Genomic DNA, 17862 nt, shown 5'->3' on the forward strand with positions numbered 1-17862 from the left:
TCAAGCAGGCGACGCACCAAATCGACGAATGGCGAGTGCCGTCAGCACACCGCCGAAGGTCGCGATCCAGGCGACGATCTTCACCGGCCTGACCGTGGCGGCGACCGCAGCCATCCAGTCCGAACCCTGTTCGCTGAGAAGCTGGACCACCTGAAGAATGGTTTCGGTATAGTCGGTGACGAGAAAGGTGATTGCCGAAATGGCGATCAGCATGCCTAGCATCCTTGCCGCACCCCGCATCGCCATGAAGCTGCGCCCGGCCAGCCAGCTTCCCCAGCCATAGATGCCGATGAAAACCAGATCGCCAAGCATCGCAATAATGGCGAGAGTGCGAACACCACCTTCGCGCCATTGCCCCTGTATCTCGTCCACCCGCGCCGCGCTGCCCGCCGCCTGGTGTTCGGCAATACCCAACGTCACGCTTTCCGGATGCATGACCGCCATGCTCAGCACGATGACGATCGCGAAGGCCACCAGACCCCACAGCCACCAGCGCAAATTCGGTTTCGGTTCACTCATGTCTGCCCCCCAAGCCAACGTGCGATCGCCTGCCCCAGATCGGGCTTGGTCACGCTGCTCATATGCGTACCGGGGACCTCGACGTAATCGGCATTCGGCAGCAGGTCGGCGAGCTCCTCGGCCGAGCCATTGTCGCGATCCTCATCGCCGCAGACCACCAGAGTGGGCATGGTGATCGCATCGAGCAATACGAGGTCGAGATCGGGCATGGTATCGAGCAGCAGCCGAGCAGCCACGCGGTCGACTCCCTGCGACTTGAGGAACTGCATCGAGAAGAAGTCCGGATCGCCGCGCGGGATCGTATCGAACTCGTCGATCACGCGCCGGAACTTGGCCGCACGGCGATGCCATTCGCCCAGCCCTGCAGTCCCCATCCCGCCAATGACGAGGTTCTTCGGTTCGAGCACGCCATGCGCGGTCGCGTGCAGCGAAGTGCGCGCGCCGAGCGAAAAGCCGCCCAGGTCGTATTCGTCGAGTCCGTAGTGATCCACCAGCGCTGCCACATCGCGTACCAGGACATTGGTGGGATATCTCTCAGGCTCGTGCGGAGCCTCGCTCTCGCCATGCACACGAAAGTCGAGCATCAGCACCTCGAAGCCCTGCGCCGCGATCGCTTCGTGATGCCCCCACTTGATCCAGTTCATCGCCGCGCTGGAGAACAGACCATGGAGCAAGACGAGCGGTCGCCCTTTGCCGTGCCGATGGACGGCCAGACGCGTGCCGTCGAAACTTTCGAATTGTTCGGTCACCGGTCCGCTCATGCCATCCCCACGAATTCGATCCACTCCTCGGTGGTTTGCGGCTGTGCGTCCATGACCCTCGCATCCGCGGGCAGGCCGATCCACGGCTGTTTGCTCTTCACCCACAGATGCGCAGCGGGAACCAGCGACGCGCTGTCGTCGAGCGTGCCGCAGCGCAGGCTGGCGAAGCCCTCGCGAGTGTCGTTCACCGCATAGATTCGCGCCTTGCATGTCGCGCAGCCGAGGATGCGCGAACGGGCTCCGCTGGGCTGATCGTATTCGCCCGTATCGAGATCGCCCGATATGTCGAGGTCGGCGAGCGCGAAGAGCATATGCTCGCTAAAGGCGCTGCCCGTCCGACTCTGGCAGTCGGTGCAGTGGCAGGCATAGGGCTTGAGCCGAAAGCCCTCGCGCAAGGTATAGACTGCGCCGCACAGGCAGCCGCCGGTCAGCTCGCCCTTCATCGCGCACCATCCCTTGGGGCAAGCCCCTTCTGCTCCATCCGCCATTGCGCCATCTCGATGCGGTCCTGACCGAAGAAGGGTTCGCCCTCGAATACCAGTGTCGGAACGCCCCAATGGCCGGCGGCTTCAAGCGCATCCTGATTGGCCGCGATCTCGGCGTCGAGTTCCTCCCCCTGCGCCTCGACCTCGGCAACGACTTCCGCCGCATCGAGCCCGGCAGCGGACAGGGCGTCCGCAAGATGGTCGCCCTCGTGCCAGTTCTCCTGACCGCCCCAGATGAGCTTGCCCGCCTCATGCGCGAAGACGAGACCCTTGCCGTGCCGTGCAGCAGCCTGACCCATCCGAGTGACCCGGCGGATATAGGGCTGTTCGGCGCTGATCGCACGGGTGTTCGGGTCCTGAACGATCGGGTCGGGGCGCGGCGGGCCGAAGGCGATCGAGTGGTATTGTGCCACCCGCATCATGTCGCGGATCGTATAGGCCATCCAATTGGGATGGTTGCGCTCGAAAAAATCGGGCTGGCGGATCGCGAGCGGATAGACGGGCCTGAGCGCGATATCGACATCGTACTCTTCGGCCAGCGCGCGGTAGCGCCCGACCGAAAGGAAGCTGTAAGGTGAGCGGAAGCTGAAATAGAGGTCTGCGGACAGGGTCATGCCGCCCTTATACGCACAGGACGGCCTAGCGGAAGAAGCAGCTTATACCGGCCTGGAGCGCGGTAACGGTCTCGCCATCCTCGGCAAAGCCGGTGATGGTGCCAAAGTCCGCAGTGGTGTATTCAAACTCGCCCTCGAGCGTTGTATCGAGCTTGCGCACCTGTTTTTCAAGTTTGAGCCCTTCGAACTTGGTCGTGCCGGGCTGTATGCCGTCGGAGGTTGCTACCCCCTCGCCTTCGCGCAGGAACCAGCCACGCAGTTCGCCATCCATATAAGCGATCTGCAGTGGACCGAACTGGCTGAAATCCATAGGCCCGGCCCCGCACTCTTCGTTGCGCGACTTGCCCGGGGCAATACCAAGTGCCTCGCCGATGGCCGCGTCGACATCCGTGCGCGCCGCGCCGAAGCGGAACGGCTCGGCATCTGCCGGCCCGAGACCATTGGCGTCGACGAACACCTTTGCAGTCTCCACCGCATCGGTCGGGGTTTCGACCGGTTCGGGCGCGGGTTGGGCCTCACCACAAGCGGCAAGTACCAGCGGGAGGACGAGTAAGAGACTTTTTCGCATCATCCCTTCTTAAGGCACTCGCGCCCGAGGAGTTCCGCGATCTGGACCGCGTTCAATGCCGCGCCCTTGCGCAGATTGTCGGACACGCACCACAGGTTGATGCCGTTCTCGACCGTCGGGTCTTCGCGCACGCGGCTGATATAGGTGGCGCTATCACCGGCCGCTTCGACCGGCGTAATGTATCCGCCGTCCTCGCGCTTGTCGACGAGCATGCAGCCGGGCGCCTCGCGCAGGATATCCTGCGCCTGTTCGGCCGAGATCTCGTTCTCGAACTCGATGCTGACCGCCTCGGAATGGCCGACGAAAACCGGCACGCGCACGCAAGTCGCGGTAAGCTTGATCTTGGGATCGACGATCTTCTTGGTTTCGACCACCATCTTCCATTCTTCCTTGGTCGAGCCATCATCAAGGAAGACGTCGATATGCGGGATGACGTTGAAGGCGATCTGCTTGGTGAACTTCACCGGGTCGACCGGATCGCCGACAAAGATGTTGCGGCTCTGCTCGAACAGCTCATCCATGCCCGCCTTGCCCGCGCCGGAAACCGACTGGTAGGTCGACACGACGACGCGCTTGATCGTCGCAACATCGTGCAACGGCTTCAGCGCCACCACCAGCTGCGCGGTCGAGCAGTTGGGATTGGCGATGATGTTGCGCTTGGCATAGCCGTGAATCGCATCCGGGTTCACCTCGGGCACGATCAGCGGAACGTCCGGGTCCATGCGATAGAGCGAGCTGTTGTCGATGACGACACAACCCGCAGCCGCCGCCTTGGGGGCATATTCTTTCGCTGGGCCGCTACCCGCAGAAAACAGCGCAATATCCCAGCCCGACCAGTCGAAATGCTCGATATTCTGGCATTTGAGCATCTTGCCGGTATCGCCGAATTCAACCTCCGACCCATGCGAGCGGCTCGACGCGACCGCCGCGATCTCGTCGATCGGAAACTCGCGCTCGGCAAGCACCATCATCATTTCGCGCCCGACGTTCCCCGTCGCGCCGACTACGGCAACACGATAACCCAATTCACCATCTCCAGTATGAGTGCGCCGCCGAGATAACGATAACCCACGCGCCCGCAAGCGCACATTCGATTGCGTGGGGTAAAGCCCTATTCGGGCGGCGTCACCCCGTGCGCTTCGAGGAAGCGGAACACCGTGTTGTAGCGATGCGGGCTGATCTTCTCGCCCGACACGCGGTGCGTATATCCCGGATAGAGCATCATTTCGAACGGCACATTGGCTTCCTGCATCGCGGAAATCACCTCGGTCGCGTTCTCGAACACGACATTGTCGTCCGCCATGCCGTGGATAATCAGCAGCGGGTCGGTGATCTTCCCCGCATAGGGGATCGCGCTGGCGGCTTCATAGGCACCGCCATCCGCTTGCGGAGTGCCCATATAGCGTTCGGTGTAGTGCGTGTCGTAGAGTTCCCACTTCGTTACCGGCGCGCCCGAGATACCCGCTGCATAGAGCCCCGGATCGGCCTGAAGCTGCTTCAGCGTCATGTATCCGCCATAGGACCAGCCATCGATAGCGATCTTGGCCGGATCGACGAAGGGCAGCGTCTTGAGATATTCCGCTCCCGCCTTTTGGTCGCGCACCTCGACCCCGCCCATTGCGCGGTAGATCGGCTGTTCGAACGCCACACCGCGATTGGCGCTGCCGCGATTGTCGAGCGCGAACCAGATATAGCCCTTGTCGACGATTGCCTGACGCAGCGCACCATTCCAGCCGCGATTGACGATTTGCGGCCCCGGCCCGCCATAATGGTAGAAATAGACCGGATAGCGCTTGCCCGGCTCCATCTCCGGCGTGACCATTTCCCAATGCAGCGGCGTGCCGTCCTCCGCCGCGATCGTGCCGTATTGCGTGGGCCGATGGCTGGCCAGATAGGGCGCATAGGGGTGGTCGGCGTCGAGCGCGTTCTCCTCCACCCAGGCGAGCCGCTTGCCCTCCTGATCCGCGAGATACATCTGCGGCGGCGTGTCGTCGTTCGAGCGGGTGACGAGGAGCGTCTGGCCCTTCTTGTCCATGGTCGCCGAATGGGTAAAGCCCGTCTCGGTCAGGCGATGCGGCATCGTCGGGGCCTGCGTCGCGAAATCATAGGCATAGACATGCTGTTCCAGCGGGTCCTGCTCGCTTGTGGCGAGGAAGAACAGGCGGCTGGTCTGCTGGTCCACCCCGATGAGCTTGGTGACGACATACTGGCCCTTGGTCATCTGCTTGTATGCGCGCCAATCCTCTTCACCCATATAGCGGTAGAGATGGGCAAAGCCGTCACGCTCCGACCACCAGATAAGATCGCCATCGTCCAGAAAGCGGTAATTGTCCGACAGGTTGATCCAGTAGCCATCGCCGCCATGCTGCTGCGACGCCTCTTCCTGAACCACGATCTCGCTCGCGCCCGTGGCCGGATCGACCTTGAGTAGGTCCATCCAGGTCTGTTCGCGGTTCTGCCGCTGGACATAGAACACGCTGCCATCGGGCGCCCAATCGACGCGGGCGAGATAGAAATCGTCAGGGTTTTTCGGGTCGTAATAGGTCGCAGACTGGTTGCTGCGCAGATCGACCTCGACACGGTTCTGGCCGTTGGGGTCCATCACATAGAGCTGGACCTTGGCATTTGCGCTGCCCGCCACCGGGTATCGCTGGTCGAACACCTTCGTGCCGGTCGCGCCAATGGCCGCGCGCGTGACCACGCCGACCATGCTTTCATCGGTCCGCTGGACGACGATGCGGTTCTCGTCCGGGCTCCACCAGTAACCGTCGTGCCGACTCATCTCCTCCTGCGCGACGAATTCAGCTTCGCCCCAGCGGATCGTCTCGCCTTCCCTGGCCGTGATCGGGGCATGTTCGCCGGTCACCGGGCCGACCCATAGCTGGCGGTCGCGCACGAAGGAGATGTAGTTTCCATGCGGGCTGAGCGCGGGGTTGAGTTCGCTTTCCTCGGTATCGGTGACGCGCACCACATCACCCGTTAGCGCAGCGAGATAAAGATCGCCATCCAGCGGCACGAGCAGCGCCTCGCCGTTGCTGGTCCATTCGTAATCGATGATCCCGCGCAAATTGCCGACGCGGGCGCGTTCGCGCTGCATTTTCTCGTCTTCGGACAGTTCGCGGCCCGAACCGATTTTCTCGCTATCGACCAGCATCGCCCATGTGCCGCTGCTGCGGTCATAGGCCCACAGATCGTAGCGCTCGCGATCGTCCTCGCGATTGCGCAGCACGGTGAGATAGCGGCCATCGGGAGAGAGCTTGGGCTTGCGCGGGCTCGGCCCGTCGAGGCCGGGTGAGGCGAAGACCCGCTCAAAGGTGAGATCCGGTCCCTCGCTCATCGTATCGTCGCCAGCAAGGGCGGGCGCGGCGAGAGGCAGAAGAGCGGCGGCAAGCAGAAGGCGCATGGGGGTGTGGTCCCTTTCATCATTGCCACCCGCATGCCCAATCGCGGACCATAAGAAAAGGGGCGCGGCGGTCATCCCGCCACGCCCCTTCCCTTGTTCGGTTGATAAACCGCCTTTGCCGCTTACGCCTTCGGCGCGTTGTCGCGACGTTCGGCGATACGCGCACGCTTGCCGGTGCGGCCGCGCAGATAGTAGAGCTTGGCGCGACGCACGATGCCGCGGCGAACCACGGTGATGCTGTCGATGATCGGCGAGTAGAGGGGGAACACACGTTCCACGCCTTCGCCGAAGCTCATTTTGCGGACGGTGAAGTTGCTGCCCATGCCACGGTTCGAGCGGGCAATGACAACGCCTTCGAAATTCTGGACGCGTTCACGGCTACCTTCGATAACCTTGACGCCGACGCGCACGGTATCGCCGGCGCGGAATTCGGGGATTTCCTTCCCGAGGTTCTCGATAGCTTCCGCTTCGAGCTGCTGAATGAGGTTCATCGAACCATATCCTTAATCTTTTCGCCGCGCGCCAGAGGCAGATCGGTCCCGAACGTCACTATAACGTTCCCAAAGGTCCGGCCTGCGTAACCGTGTGTCTTCCTCGCTCCTGGCCTTGCGCCAGGCAGCGATCTTCGCATGATCCCCCGATCGCAGCACTTCAGGGATCGTGCGCCCTTCCCATTCCTGAGGTCGGGTATATTGCGGATATTCGATGAGGCCGTTTTCGTAGCTCTCTTCGACTCCGCTATCGGGCGCGCCCATTACTCCGGGAAGCAGGCGAATGCAAGCATCGAGAATGGCCAAGGCGGCGGTCTCTCCGCCCGACAGGACGATATCGGCCAGGCTGACCTGTTCGATCTGCGGATAGGCCTCGAAAATCCGTTCGTCGAAGCCTTCGAACCGACCGCACAGGATGGCAACGCCCGGACCTTGTGCGATTTCGCGAATGCGTGCCTGCGTGATCGGCTTCCCGCGCGGCGTCATGGCGAGAATTGGCCTGCCCGTGCCTACGCTGGCGAGCGCCGCACCAATCACATCGGGCTTCAGCACCATGCCCGCCCCGCCCCCTGCGGGCGTATCGTCGACCGTGCGATGCTTGTCCTTCGCGAAATCCCGGATTTGCACCGTCTCGCACGACCAATCCCCCCGCTCCAGCGCGCGCCCGGCAAGGCTTATACCCAGCGGGCCAGGGAACATCTCGGGATAGAGCGTGAGAATGGTGGCGGCGAAAGTCATGCGCCGCCACCTAGCGTCAGACTGCGGTCAATTCCATCCCGGCCCAACGAAGAAGGCGATCAACGAGTGGTCAGGCGGCGATCGGTGGCATCAATCGTCGGCACGAATCTACCGACGACACTCGACGTGACCACACCGATGATTACCAGTCCGCCCGCTGAAAACAGGTCCATGCCGTCCAACGTGACGCTGCTGGCCCCTTCAAGGCGCGCGGCGAGCACTGCCGCCAGCGGGGCCGCACCCGAAAACAGGTGGCGAAGGCGCGAACCGATCGTCGGGGAGACCTTGGCTACGGTGGCGCTGAGCCCTGCCGCCATCGCGCCATATGCGCCGATCAGGAAAACCGCACTATCGATCATTTCGATCCCCTAGGCTTGGCGCGCATGCCGATGCGCAGCTTGCATATCTCAGACCACGAGACTTGGCTGTCTCCCGCGAGCAACGCAAAGCCCGTTCTATCTCTGTCAGATCGAGCTCTGCGAACAGCGTTTTTTCCTCGCCCACCCGCACCAAGCCACTGGCTGTCTTACCTGGCACCCTTTCCGATCCCGCGCGTATCCCTGCCATGGAGATCGACGACTGCATCATCGTGGGCGCAGGCCCGGCGGGGCTAACAGCGGCGATCTATCTTGCACGGTATCACCTCGATATCCGCCTGTTCGATTGCGGCACAAGCCGGGCAAGCTGGATCCCGACGAGCCACAACCACGCCGGTTTTCCCGACGGCATCAACGGCAACGAACTGCTCGAACGGATGCGCGAGCAGGCCGCGAAATACGGAGCCCTTCGCGAGCCGAAGCGGGTGACCGACCTCGAGCGCGATGGCGAATATTTCACCGTCCACTGCGACGAAGAGGAGTATCGCGCGCGTACCGTTCTGCTGGCCACGGGCGTGGTCAACAACCGGCCCGAGGGGATCGACGAGCAACTCCATGACGAAGCGATGGCGCGCGGCCTGATCCGCTATTGTCCGGTTTGCGATGGCTACGAAGTCACCGACAGACGTGTCGCGGTGATCGGCACCGGCGACCATGGCACCGCAGAGGCTCAGTTCCTCCGAACCTATACGAAGGATCTCACATTGATCTCGCCCGGCGGCGATCATGACGTGTCGGAGCGGTGTTCAGCGATGTTGGACGCGGCGGGGATCGCACGCGTCGCGGGACCGTGCGGCGGTTTCGCGATCGAGAACGGCAGGCTCGCCTGCGATACCGCGGATGGCCGGATGGCGTTCGACAGCATCTATCCCGCACTCGGATCGGTCGTGCGTTCGGGACTGGCCGTGAAATGCGGCGCGAAAGTGAGCGATGGTGACTGCATTCTCGTCGACGACCACCTGGAAACCAGCGTGCCGGGGCTTTTCGCTGCGGGCGATGTGGTCCTCGGGCTGGACCAGATCAGTCACGCGATGGGGCAGGCAGGTGTCGCCGCTACAACCATCCGCAACCATTTATCGGAGAAGGCGCCCCTGCGCCGTTAATCGACAAAGTCGGCGTTCACGGTCAGCGTTTCGCTATCCCAGGTGGGCACGGCCTGCTTCGTCAAGGGAACCATGAATGTTGTGCCGTCGGGTCTCTCGATCTCGACAATATCGGTGGCGCCGAAATTCTCGACCGCGCAGACGCGGCCCACCGTATCGCCCCTGCCGGTGACAACGGAAAGGCCGATCAGGTCGGAGAAATAGAATTCGTCTTCGGCAAGGTCCGGCAAGACCTCGCGGGAAACGGAAAGAGCGGTGCCGCGCAGCTGCTCGGCCGAGGTACGATCCGTGACCTCGGCAAAACGTGCGATGGCACCGCCCTTGTTGTCGCCGCGGATTTTGAGGAGGGTCAGCGTCCCTCCATTGAAGCTCCTGAGCGGTTTGAGCGCATCGACACCCTCGCCGAAAAGCTTCAGGCGAACTTCGCCCGCGACGCCATGCGCACCGGTGACGGCAGCCAGCGTAACGGGCTTGTCCGACATGGCCGCGATTACTCGCCCTTGTCTTCAGCAGCACCTTCCGAAGCGGCTTCGGTGGCTTCCTCAGGAGCAGCCTCTTCCGCCGGAGCTTCGGCAGCAGCCTTGGCTTCTTCCTCGGCAGCCTTCTTGGCTTCCTCGGCTTCAGCGATCTTGGCGGCCTTTTCTTCGGCGCGTTCCTTGGCGGCTTCGCCCGGCTCACCCTTCTTCGGGTTGTTCCGCGGCGCGCGCTCGAGGATTCCTGCGGCATCAAAGAAACGGTGGACGCGGTCCGAAGGTTTCGCGCCGACCGACAGCCAGTGACGCGCGCGGTCTTCGTTGAGCTTCACACGCTCGCCCGAATCCTTCGGCAGCATCGGGTTGTAGGTGCCGATCTGCTCGAGATACTTGCCGTCACGCGCCGAACGCGAATCGGCGACGACGATACGGTAGTAGGGGCGCTTCTTGGCACCACCACGCGAAAGACGGATTGCAACTGCCATTTGATATTACCTTTCGAACGTAAACTTTTGAAACTTATTTCTTCTTGAGCATTTCTTGCAGGTCGGGCGGGAGCGTGCTGGGATCGACGCCCGGCCCCTTCGCCCCGGGCGCTCCGAGGCCGGGCATGCCGCCCATGCCGCCACCGCTGCCCATTCCGGGCATCCCGCCGCCGCCGAACAGCGCGCCGAGCCCCTTGAGGCCGCCCATCTTCTTGATCTGCTTCATGGCGCGGGACATTTCCTGGTGCATCTTCAGCACCTTGTTGACCTCCTGCACCTGCGTCCCCGAACCTGCGGCCACGCGTTTCTTGCGCTTGGCATTGAGCAGCGCTGGGTTCTTGCGCTCCTTCGGTGTCATCGAGCCGATGATTGCATCCATGTGAACGAGCACCTTGTCGTCCATGTTCGACGCCGCCATTGCTGCCTTGGCCTTTTTCATGCCCGGCAGCATCCCTGCAAGCATGCCGAGGCCGCCCATGTTTTGCATCTGCTTCAGTTGCATGCGCAGATCCTCGAGGTCGAACTGGCCCTTCGCCATCTTCTTGGCGAGCGCCTCGGCCTCGTCCTGCTTGATGGTTTCGGCGGCCTTCTCGACCAGCGAGACGACATCGCCCATGCCCAGGATTCGGCCGGCCACGCGTTTGGGATCGAACGCCTCGATCGCGTCGAGTTTTTCACCCGTACCCGCGAATTTGATCGGCTTGCCGGTGACATAGCGCATCGAGAGCGCCGCACCGCCGCGCGCATCGCCATCCATGCGGGTCAGCACCACGCCGGTCAGCGGCACTTCGCCGGTGAAGCTCTGCGCGACATTGACCGCGTCCTGGCCGGTCAGGCTGTCGACCACCAGCAGCACTTCGGTCGGCGCGGAGACGCTGGCGATCGCCTTCATCTCGGCCATCAGCGCTTCGTCGACATGCAGGCGGCCCGCCGTATCGAGCAGCAGCACGTCGGCGGACTGGAGCTTGGCGCTTTCCATCGCGCGGCGGGCGATATCGACCGGCTGCTGCCCTTCGATGATCGGCAGGGTCGCCACTTCGACCTGCTCGCCGAGAACCTTAAGCTGTTCCTGCGCGGCGGGACGATTGACGTCCAGCGACGCCATCAGCGCCTTTTTGCCATGCTTTACGCGAATCAGCTTGCCGAGCTTGGCGGTGGTGGTCGTCTTACCCGAGCCCTGCAGGCCGACCATCATGATGACAACCGGGGGCTTGGCGGCAAAGTTCAGCTCGCGGTCGGCAGGATCGGCATCCTCACCCCCGCCGAGCATGGCAGTAAGCTCGTCATCGACGATCTTGACGACCTGCTGCCCCGGCGTGACCGATTTCAGGACTTCCGAACCGATTGCCTTCTCGGTCACCGCATCGATGAAGCGGCGCACGACGGGCAGCGCGACATCGGCCTCGAGCAGCGCGATACGAATCTCGCGCATCGCCTCGCGCACGTCGTTCTCCGACAGTGCGCCGCGCCCTTTCAGGCGGTCGAAGACATTGCCGAGCCGGTCGGACAGAGTATCGAACATGCCTGCTTACTCCTCTCCAATGGCGAACCACCGGATTAAACGCGAAAAACGCCGGCGGACGAGAACTCGTCGGCCAGCGTGGGGAATTCCCCGATGAAACCCAAGTTTGCGCCCGGGTGTGGTGGAAGCAAGCCGCAGCCGTCGCCACGGCCTGCTACCATCAAACTCGCGCGGCGGTTTCGCCGGATGCCGGTTCGTGTTGACGGCGAAAATGGTGGGGCCGGAGAACCGGAGCGCAGCGACCATCAGGTCGTGAGCACCGGAAGCGGACGGACCCGCCATTTGCAGCCCAACACGGGCCGACAGACGGTGAAACCGAAATGGTGGAGCCTAGCGGGATCGAACCGCTGACCTCTACAATGCCATTGTAGCGCTCTCCCAGCTGAGCTAAGGCCCCGTGCCATTTTCAAATCGACGCATCCTGGGAGGTGCGTCACCCTTGCGGGAGGCGCCCAATATAAGCAGCCCTCCCGCAATGCAACAGCAAAATTAGCTATCGTCGGAATCGTCGTCGTCACCCTTGGACTTGGTCTCTACTCCAAGGTCGTCGTCACCGCCCAGATCGACTTCGTTATCGGGCGAATCATCGTCCTCGTCGATGTCGATATCCAGATCGTCATCGTCGTCGTCGCCGCCCAGATCGCTATCGGCTTCGCCCTTCTTGTCCTTCTTCTCTTCCTCGGCGATGATCGGCTGCTTCGACTTGAGCACCGGTTCCGGTGTCCATTCTTCCCCGCATTCGATGCAGGTGACCGGATCGTCCTTGTTCAGATCGTAGAAGCGGGTGCCACAGTTCGGGCAGGTCCGCTTGGTGCCCCATTCCGGTTTGACCATGTGTAATCCTTAGAGTCTGTCGCCCCCGGCGAAGCGCCGCAGGGTCGTGAATACGCAATTGTCTTGATGGGTTCCCGCTGGGCAGGAATCAACAGCGCGCGCGCCTTGCCAGAACGCATGTGCACTGTCAAAGCGCCGCAGCCGTATCCATCGCCAATTACGGGACTCTCGATTGACCACCCACCGCTTCATGCCCTCTCCCCCGCTGACCGGACGCATCCGCGTTCCGGGCGACAAATCGATCAGCCACCGTTCATTGATGTTCGGCGCGCTGGCCGTGGGCCGCACCCGCATTTCGGGCCTGCTCGAGGGGGAAGATGTGCTCGCCACCGCAGCCGCCCTGCGCGCAATGGGCGTCCACATCGAACGTGACGGCGATGAGTGGGTGGTGCACGGCGTGGGTGTCGGCGGCCTATTGCAGCCCGACCGGGCGCTCGACATGGGCAATTCGGGTACTTCGACACGGCTCCTCATGGGCGTGATCGCAAGCCACGGAATCACCGCGACCTTCACTGGCGATGCCAGCCTGTCGAAACGCCCGATGAACCGGGTTATCGACCCGCTTTCGACCATGGGCGCAAGCTTTACCCCCTCCCCCGGCGGCACGTTGCCGCTGACGATGGAGGGCATGCAGCCCGCCGTGCCGATCACCTACCGCCTGCCTGTGGCCAGCGCGCAGGTGAAAAGCGCGGTACTGCTTGCCGGCCTGAACACACCGGGCACGACTACGGTGATCGAGCCGGTGCCGACGCGCGATCATACCGAGCGTATGCTACGCGGATTCGGCGCCGCACTGACAGTCGAGGAGGCCGATGGCGAGCGGGTCATCCGCATTCACGGTCCCGCCGAGCTGCGCCCCTGCGACATCGCCGTACCGGGCGACCCGTCCTCCGCCGCCTTCTTCGCCGTGGCGGCCAGCGTAGTACCGGGCAGCGACCTCGTGATCGAGAATGTCGGCCTCAATCCGACCCGCGATGGCATTTTCCGCGCGCTCGAGCTGATGGGTGCCGATATCGAAAAGCTGGACGGACGTGAAGTCGGCGGGGAGCCGGTCGCCGATCTGCATGTGAAACACTCGCACCTCAGGGGGATCGAGGTCGATCCCGCCATCGCGCCGAGCATGATCGACGAATTTCCTATCCTCTTCGTCGCGGCCGCAATGGCCGAAGGCACCACCACGACCAGCGGCCTGGAAGAACTGCGCGTCAAGGAAAGCGACCGCCTCTCCGCTATGGCCACGGCACTGCAAGAGGTTGGCGTAACGCTGGAAGAAACGGATGACGGACTCATCATCGAAGGTTCGCATGGCGAGCCTCTGCCCGGCGGTGGCACAATCGCCACGCATCTCGATCATCGTATCGCGATGAGCATGGCGATCGCCGGTCTCGTCAGCCGTAAAGGGGTAGAAATAGACAGCACCGAACCCATCGCAACCAGCTTTCCCAATTTCGCTGCCCTCCTGGCTACGGCGTCCTCGTGATCGATCTCGACATTTACACCCTTGTTGGTTTCGTCGGCATGGGCTGCATCATCGGCGCCTATGCCTATCTGACGTGGAACGACGAACCGAACCCCTTCGTTCTTCATGGCACGAACCTAACCGGCGCCGCGCTGCTCACCGTATCGCTGCTGGTCCACACCAACTGGCCGAGCCTCGTGCTCGAAGGGTTCTGGGCGGCAATCGCCATCTGGGGCCTGGGAAAAGCGCTTCGCGCGCGGAGAACGAAAGCATGATTATCGCCGTCGACGGACCAACCGCCAGTGGGAAAGGCACCATTGCCAAGGCGCTTGCCCGGCATTTTGGGCTGCCCCATCTCGATACCGGATTGCTCTATCGCGCGGCCGGGCGACAGGTATTTCTCGACGGGGGCGATCCCGACGATGGCGGAGATGCGCTGGCGGCGTCCAGCTTTCCCGACAGCCTGCTGGACGATCCGCAACTGCGCGATGAAGAAACCGGCGGGCTCGCCAGCCGCGTTTCGGTGCATCCAGCACTGCGCCAGGCGCTGTTCGAGCGGCAACGGGCTTTTGCGACCCAGGAAGGCGGAGCTGTGCTGGACGGACGCGATATCGGAACCGTCATCGCACCCGAAGCCGACGCAAAACTTTTCGTCACCGCCAGCGTCGAAGCGCGCGCCCAGCGCCGTTTCCTCGAAATGCGCGAGCGCGGGGCCGGGGTCACTCTGTTGGAGATCCGCGACGATCTGCGCCGCCGCGACGAACGCGACCGCAATCGCGCGGTGGCGCCGTTGGTCCCGGCCGAGGATGCCATGGTGATCGACACCAGCGCGCTCGGAAAGGAAGAAGCGATTGCCGCAGCGATCGAGGCAGTGAAACAAGCCATCTCCTGAGGCCGGTGTCCGGCAACCAAATCCATCCCGGTTGCCAGCGATCCCTCATCTCCATATCATGTTATGTACCTGGTTATGGAGATTCGCATGATCGATGTCGTCGCCCAGATGGGGCCAGCCTTTCTGGGCAGCAGGCTAAAGCGGCTCGGTGAACGCATGCAGGCGGGCGCGGCCAGCGTCCTGACCGATGCCGGGGTTCCGTTGCAGCCCGGCCACATGACGGCGATGGCGGCGCTGAGAACCGGCCCCAAGACCGTCGGCCAGCTGGCCGAGGCGAGCGGGACCAGCCAGCCTGGCATGACGCGCACGGTTGGGCACCTGAAAAAGCTGGGCCTTGCCACGGACGAGGCCTGCGCCGATCAGCGTAGCCGCATGATCGCGCTCACCGAACGGGGGCAGAGCATGGCGCTGCGCATCGCGACCGAGGTATGGCCGCGGGTCGGCGCGGCAGCCGAGGAAATTCTTGCCCGCGTCGAGGGCGATTTTCTCCACCATCTGGCGATCATTGAAGACGCTCTGGCCGAAGCCTCGATCGCGGAACGCGCAGCACGAACCGGCCCGCAAACGCTTACCCTGCGCGAGTACACGCCCGCCCTCGCCCGCGAGTTCCACGACATCAACCGCGAATGGATCGAGAGCATGTTCGCGATGGAAAAGGCCGACCGCGAAATCCTCGAACATCCGCAGGAACGGATAATCGATCCCGGAGGCGACATCCTCTTCGTTGAAGCGGCGGGGCTTGGCATCGTTGGGACCTGCGCACTGCTCAAGACCGGCCCGGGCACTTTCGAACTGACCAAGATGGGCGTGCGCGAATGCGCGCGCGGGCTGAAGGCGGGGGAATTCCTGCTCGCCGGAATGATCGATCGCGCGCGCGAACTCGGCGCGCAGAAGCTGTATCTGCTCACCAACAGCAAGTGTGCACCGGCAATACACCTCTACGAAAAGCTCGGCTTCGAACACGATCGCGGGATTTTGGACGCCTACGCCGCACGGTACGAACGATGCGATGTGGCCATGCTCTACAAGGGGGCCTAGCGCCGGAACGGGAGACTCGTTCCGGCGGCGCTTTGCCACGGGCATGATCTGGTAGATGCTGTTGCCCAACCGCGAAAACTATCGAACCCCGTCGTTTTCCGCTCCGGAATTGGCAATGCTCCAACCCCCCTTTACCGTGCAGCATACAAGCCATGGCTTTGCCCGGCGTCCGTGCAAACCGCTTGCCTTTTGGCACCGTTTCGACTAGGCGCGCGGCCGTTCTCCCAATCTCCGATTGAAGAACCTTCGCGGCGGCATCCGGCCTCGCGAAGACGTCGGCCCTCTTGCCCCGTACGGCCCGTGCAATGGTGCGCAGGCAGACGGGTAAAGACCCCGGTAAAACCGGTGGCCGGTAGCAAAACGAACGTTAGGACTACTCAACTATGGCAACTGCAGCCAACCCCACTCGCGACGATTTCGCCGCGATGCTCGACGAGCAACTCGGCGGCGCAGATGACGGCGGCTTCGAAGGCCGCGTCGTCAAGGGCACCGTCACCGCCATCGAAAACGGCATGGCGCACATCGATGTCGGCCTGAAAAGCGAAGGCCGCGTCGACCTCAAGGAATTCCAGCGCTCCGAAAACGAAACCGCGCCCGGCGTCGGTGACGAAGTCGAAGTCTATGTCGACCGCGTCGAAAACGCGGAAGGCGAAGCGATGCTCAGCCGCGACCGCGCCCGCCGCGAAGCCGCCTGGGACAAGCTCGAAAGCGAGTTTGGCGAAGGCAAGCGCGTCGAAGGCCGCATCTTCGGCCGCGTTAAGGGCGGCTTCACCGTCGATCTCGACGGTGCCGTGGCCTTCCTGCCCGGCAGCCAGGTCGACATTCGCCCCGTGCGCGACGTCACCCCGCTGATGGACATGGCCCAGCCCTTCCAGATCCTCAAGATGGACCGCCGCCGCGGTAACATCGTCGTCTCGCGCCGTGCGGTTCTCGAAGAAACCCGCGCCGAACAGCGCAGCGAGCTGATCGACAAGCTGGCCGAAGGCCAGGTGATCGACGGCGTGGTCAAGAACATCACCGATTACGGCGCATTCGTCGACCTCGGCGGTATCGACGGCCTGCTCCACGTCACCGACATGAGCTACAAGCGCGTCAACCACCCCAGCGAAATGATCGAAATCGGCGCGACCGTGACCGTCCAGATCATCCGCATCAACGAAGAAACCCAGCGCATCAGCCTCGGCATGAAGCAGCTGGAATCGGATCCGTGGGACGGCGTTTCGGCCAAGTACCCGGTTGGTATGAAGCTGACGGGCACCGTGACCAACATCACCGAATACGGCGCATTCGTCGAAATCGAACCGGGCATCGAAGGCCTGGTCCACGTTTCGGAAATGAGCTGGACCAAGAAGAACGTCCACCCCGGCAAGATCGTCTCGACCTCGCAGGAAGTCGAAGTCATGGTCCTCGAAGTCGACAGCGAGAAGCGTCGCATCAGCCTCGGCCTCAAGCAGGCCCAGCGTAACCCGTGGGAAGAGTTCGCCGAGAAGCACCCGGTTGGCTCGAAGGTCGAAGGCGAAGTCAAGAACGCCACCGAATTCGGTCTCTTCATCGGCCTCGATGGCGACGTGGACGGCATGGTCCACATGTCGGACATCGCCTGGGGCATCTCGGGCGAAGACGCGCTCGCCCTGCACCGCAAGGGCGAGCAGGTCGAAGCCGTCGTGCTCGACGTCGACACCGACAAGGAGCGCATCAGCCTCGGCATGAAGCAGCTCGAAAAGGGCGCACCGACCGAAGCGGGCGCTTCGGGCACGCTCCGCAAGGGCGAAACCGTCACCGTCACCGTCCTCGAAGTCCGCGATGGCGGCCTCGAAGTGCAGGTTGGCGAAGACGGCGCGACCGGCTTCATCAAGCGTAGCGACCTCGGCCGCGACCGCGACGAACAACGCCCCGACCGCTTCCAGGTCGGCGGCAAGGTCGACGCGATGGTCACCGGCTTCGATCGCTCCAAGAAGCCGAACTTCTCGATCAAGGCGCGTCAGATCGCCGAAGAGAAGGAAGCGGTGGCACAGTTCGGTTCGTCGGATTCGGGCGCATCGCTCGGCGACATCCTCGGCGAAGCGCTGAAGAAGAAGGAAGACTAACGGTAACAGGTTG

Annotated in this window: 20 protein-coding genes and 1 tRNA gene; 6 read left to right on the top strand and 15 right to left on the bottom strand. The window is 62.9% G+C overall.

Annotation, left to right across the window (positions count from 1 at the left end; all coding sequences use genetic code 11):
* The 10 genes from L5849_RS02400 to L5849_RS02445 all read right to left on the bottom strand — a co-directional run bounded on the left by L5849_RS02400 (position 1) and on the right by L5849_RS02445 (position 7938).
* Positions 1-519, bottom strand: coding sequence for a hypothetical protein (locus L5849_RS02400; protein WP_236924213.1), 519 nt, complete (start codon positions 517-519; stop codon positions 1-3).
* Positions 516-1280 carry an alpha/beta fold hydrolase gene (locus L5849_RS02405; RefSeq protein WP_236924214.1) on the bottom strand — a complete coding sequence of 255 codons (765 nt, stop codon included), beginning with the start codon at positions 1278-1280 and terminating at the stop codon, positions 516-518. The genes L5849_RS02400 and L5849_RS02405 overlap by 4 nt, the downstream gene beginning before the upstream one ends.
* Positions 1277-1723: a GFA family protein gene (locus L5849_RS02410; RefSeq protein ID WP_236924215.1), complete on the bottom strand. Its 447-nt coding sequence runs from the start codon at positions 1721-1723 to the stop codon at positions 1277-1279. The genes L5849_RS02405 and L5849_RS02410 overlap by 4 nt, the downstream gene beginning before the upstream one ends.
* A complete protein-coding gene (locus tag L5849_RS02415) occupies positions 1720-2379 on the bottom strand; it encodes a 2-hydroxychromene-2-carboxylate isomerase (protein WP_236924216.1) in 660 nt (219 codons plus the stop codon). The genes L5849_RS02410 and L5849_RS02415 overlap by 4 nt, the downstream gene beginning before the upstream one ends.
* A 25-nt stretch (positions 2380-2404) precedes the next feature.
* Positions 2405-2947, bottom strand: coding sequence for a hypothetical protein (locus tag L5849_RS02420; RefSeq protein ID WP_236924218.1), 543 nt, complete (start codon positions 2945-2947; stop codon positions 2405-2407).
* The gene (locus L5849_RS02425) at positions 2947-3972 is read right to left on the bottom strand and encodes an aspartate-semialdehyde dehydrogenase (RefSeq protein WP_236924220.1); all 1026 of its coding nucleotides are present in this window, start codon (positions 3970-3972) and stop codon (positions 2947-2949) included. The genes L5849_RS02420 and L5849_RS02425 overlap by 1 nt, the downstream gene beginning before the upstream one ends.
* Before the next feature lie 86 nt (positions 3973-4058).
* Positions 4059-6350, bottom strand: coding sequence for a S9 family peptidase (locus tag L5849_RS02430; RefSeq protein ID WP_236924221.1), 2292 nt, complete (start codon positions 6348-6350; stop codon positions 4059-4061).
* 122 nt (positions 6351-6472) lie between these two features.
* Positions 6473-6841: a 50S ribosomal protein L19 gene (rplS, locus tag L5849_RS02435; protein ID WP_115416971.1), complete on the bottom strand. Its 369-nt coding sequence runs from the start codon at positions 6839-6841 to the stop codon at positions 6473-6475.
* A 12-nt stretch (positions 6842-6853) separates the two neighbouring features.
* Positions 6854-7579 (bottom strand): tRNA (guanosine(37)-N1)-methyltransferase TrmD, encoded by a 726-nt coding sequence (gene trmD, locus L5849_RS02440; RefSeq protein WP_236924223.1) that lies wholly within the window; start codon positions 7577-7579, stop codon positions 6854-6856.
* 59 nt (positions 7580-7638) lie between these two features.
* The gene (locus L5849_RS02445; RefSeq protein ID WP_236924224.1) at positions 7639-7938 is read right to left on the bottom strand and encodes a hypothetical protein; all 300 of its coding nucleotides are present in this window, start codon (positions 7936-7938) and stop codon (positions 7639-7641) included.
* A 206-nt stretch (positions 7939-8144) separates the two neighbouring features.
* Here L5849_RS02445 and L5849_RS02450 point away from each other — a divergent pair, with 206 nt between their 5' ends.
* On the top strand, positions 8145-9059 hold the full coding sequence (locus L5849_RS02450) for an NAD(P)/FAD-dependent oxidoreductase (RefSeq protein WP_236924226.1): 915 nt from the start codon (positions 8145-8147) through the stop codon (positions 9057-9059).
* On the opposite strand, the gene rimM is transcribed toward L5849_RS02450, so the two are convergent.
* The 5 genes from rimM to L5849_RS02475 all read right to left on the bottom strand — a co-directional run bounded on the left by rimM (position 9056) and on the right by L5849_RS02475 (position 12373).
* Positions 9056-9541 (bottom strand): ribosome maturation factor RimM, encoded by a 486-nt coding sequence (gene rimM, locus L5849_RS02455; protein ID WP_115416974.1) that lies wholly within the window; start codon positions 9539-9541, stop codon positions 9056-9058. The two genes, L5849_RS02450 and rimM, sit on opposite strands and share 4 nt — an antisense overlap.
* A gap of 8 nt (positions 9542-9549) precedes the next feature.
* Positions 9550-10017, bottom strand: a complete 468-nt coding sequence (gene rpsP, locus L5849_RS02460) for a 30S ribosomal protein S16 (protein WP_115416975.1) — start codon at positions 10015-10017, stop codon at positions 9550-9552.
* Between the two features lie 34 nt (positions 10018-10051).
* Positions 10052-11539 (bottom strand): signal recognition particle protein, encoded by a 1488-nt coding sequence (ffh, locus tag L5849_RS02465; RefSeq protein WP_236924228.1) that lies wholly within the window; start codon positions 11537-11539, stop codon positions 10052-10054.
* Between the two features lie 321 nt (positions 11540-11860).
* A tRNA-Ala gene (locus L5849_RS02470) sits at positions 11861-11936 on the bottom strand.
* A gap of 92 nt (positions 11937-12028) precedes the next feature.
* Positions 12029-12373: a TIGR02300 family protein gene (locus L5849_RS02475; protein ID WP_115416977.1), complete on the bottom strand. Its 345-nt coding sequence runs from the start codon at positions 12371-12373 to the stop codon at positions 12029-12031.
* A gap of 190 nt (positions 12374-12563) precedes the next feature.
* Here L5849_RS02475 and aroA point away from each other — a divergent pair, with 190 nt between their 5' ends.
* The 5 genes from aroA to rpsA all read left to right on the top strand — a co-directional run bounded on the left by aroA (position 12564) and on the right by rpsA (position 17849).
* Positions 12564-13853, top strand: a complete 1290-nt coding sequence (gene aroA / locus L5849_RS02480; RefSeq protein ID WP_236924611.1) for a 3-phosphoshikimate 1-carboxyvinyltransferase — start codon at positions 12564-12566, stop codon at positions 13851-13853.
* A 38-nt stretch (positions 13854-13891) separates the two neighbouring features.
* Positions 13892-14107, top strand: coding sequence for a permease (locus tag L5849_RS02485; protein ID WP_115417913.1), 216 nt, complete (start codon positions 13892-13894; stop codon positions 14105-14107).
* Positions 14104-14724 carry a d(CMP) kinase gene (locus L5849_RS02490; protein WP_236924230.1) on the top strand — a complete coding sequence of 207 codons (621 nt, stop codon included), beginning with the start codon at positions 14104-14106 and terminating at the stop codon, positions 14722-14724. The genes L5849_RS02485 and L5849_RS02490 overlap by 4 nt, the downstream gene beginning before the upstream one ends.
* A gap of 87 nt (positions 14725-14811) precedes the next feature.
* The gene (locus L5849_RS02495; RefSeq protein ID WP_236924232.1) at positions 14812-15762 is read left to right on the top strand and encodes a GNAT family N-acetyltransferase; all 951 of its coding nucleotides are present in this window, start codon (positions 14812-14814) and stop codon (positions 15760-15762) included.
* A gap of 383 nt (positions 15763-16145) precedes the next feature.
* Positions 16146-17849, top strand: a complete 1704-nt coding sequence (rpsA, locus tag L5849_RS02500; protein WP_115416980.1) for a 30S ribosomal protein S1 — start codon at positions 16146-16148, stop codon at positions 17847-17849.
* Positions 17850-17862 lie beyond the last annotated feature (13 nt).

It is taken from the genome of Erythrobacter sp. SN021 (genome assembly GCF_021864455.1).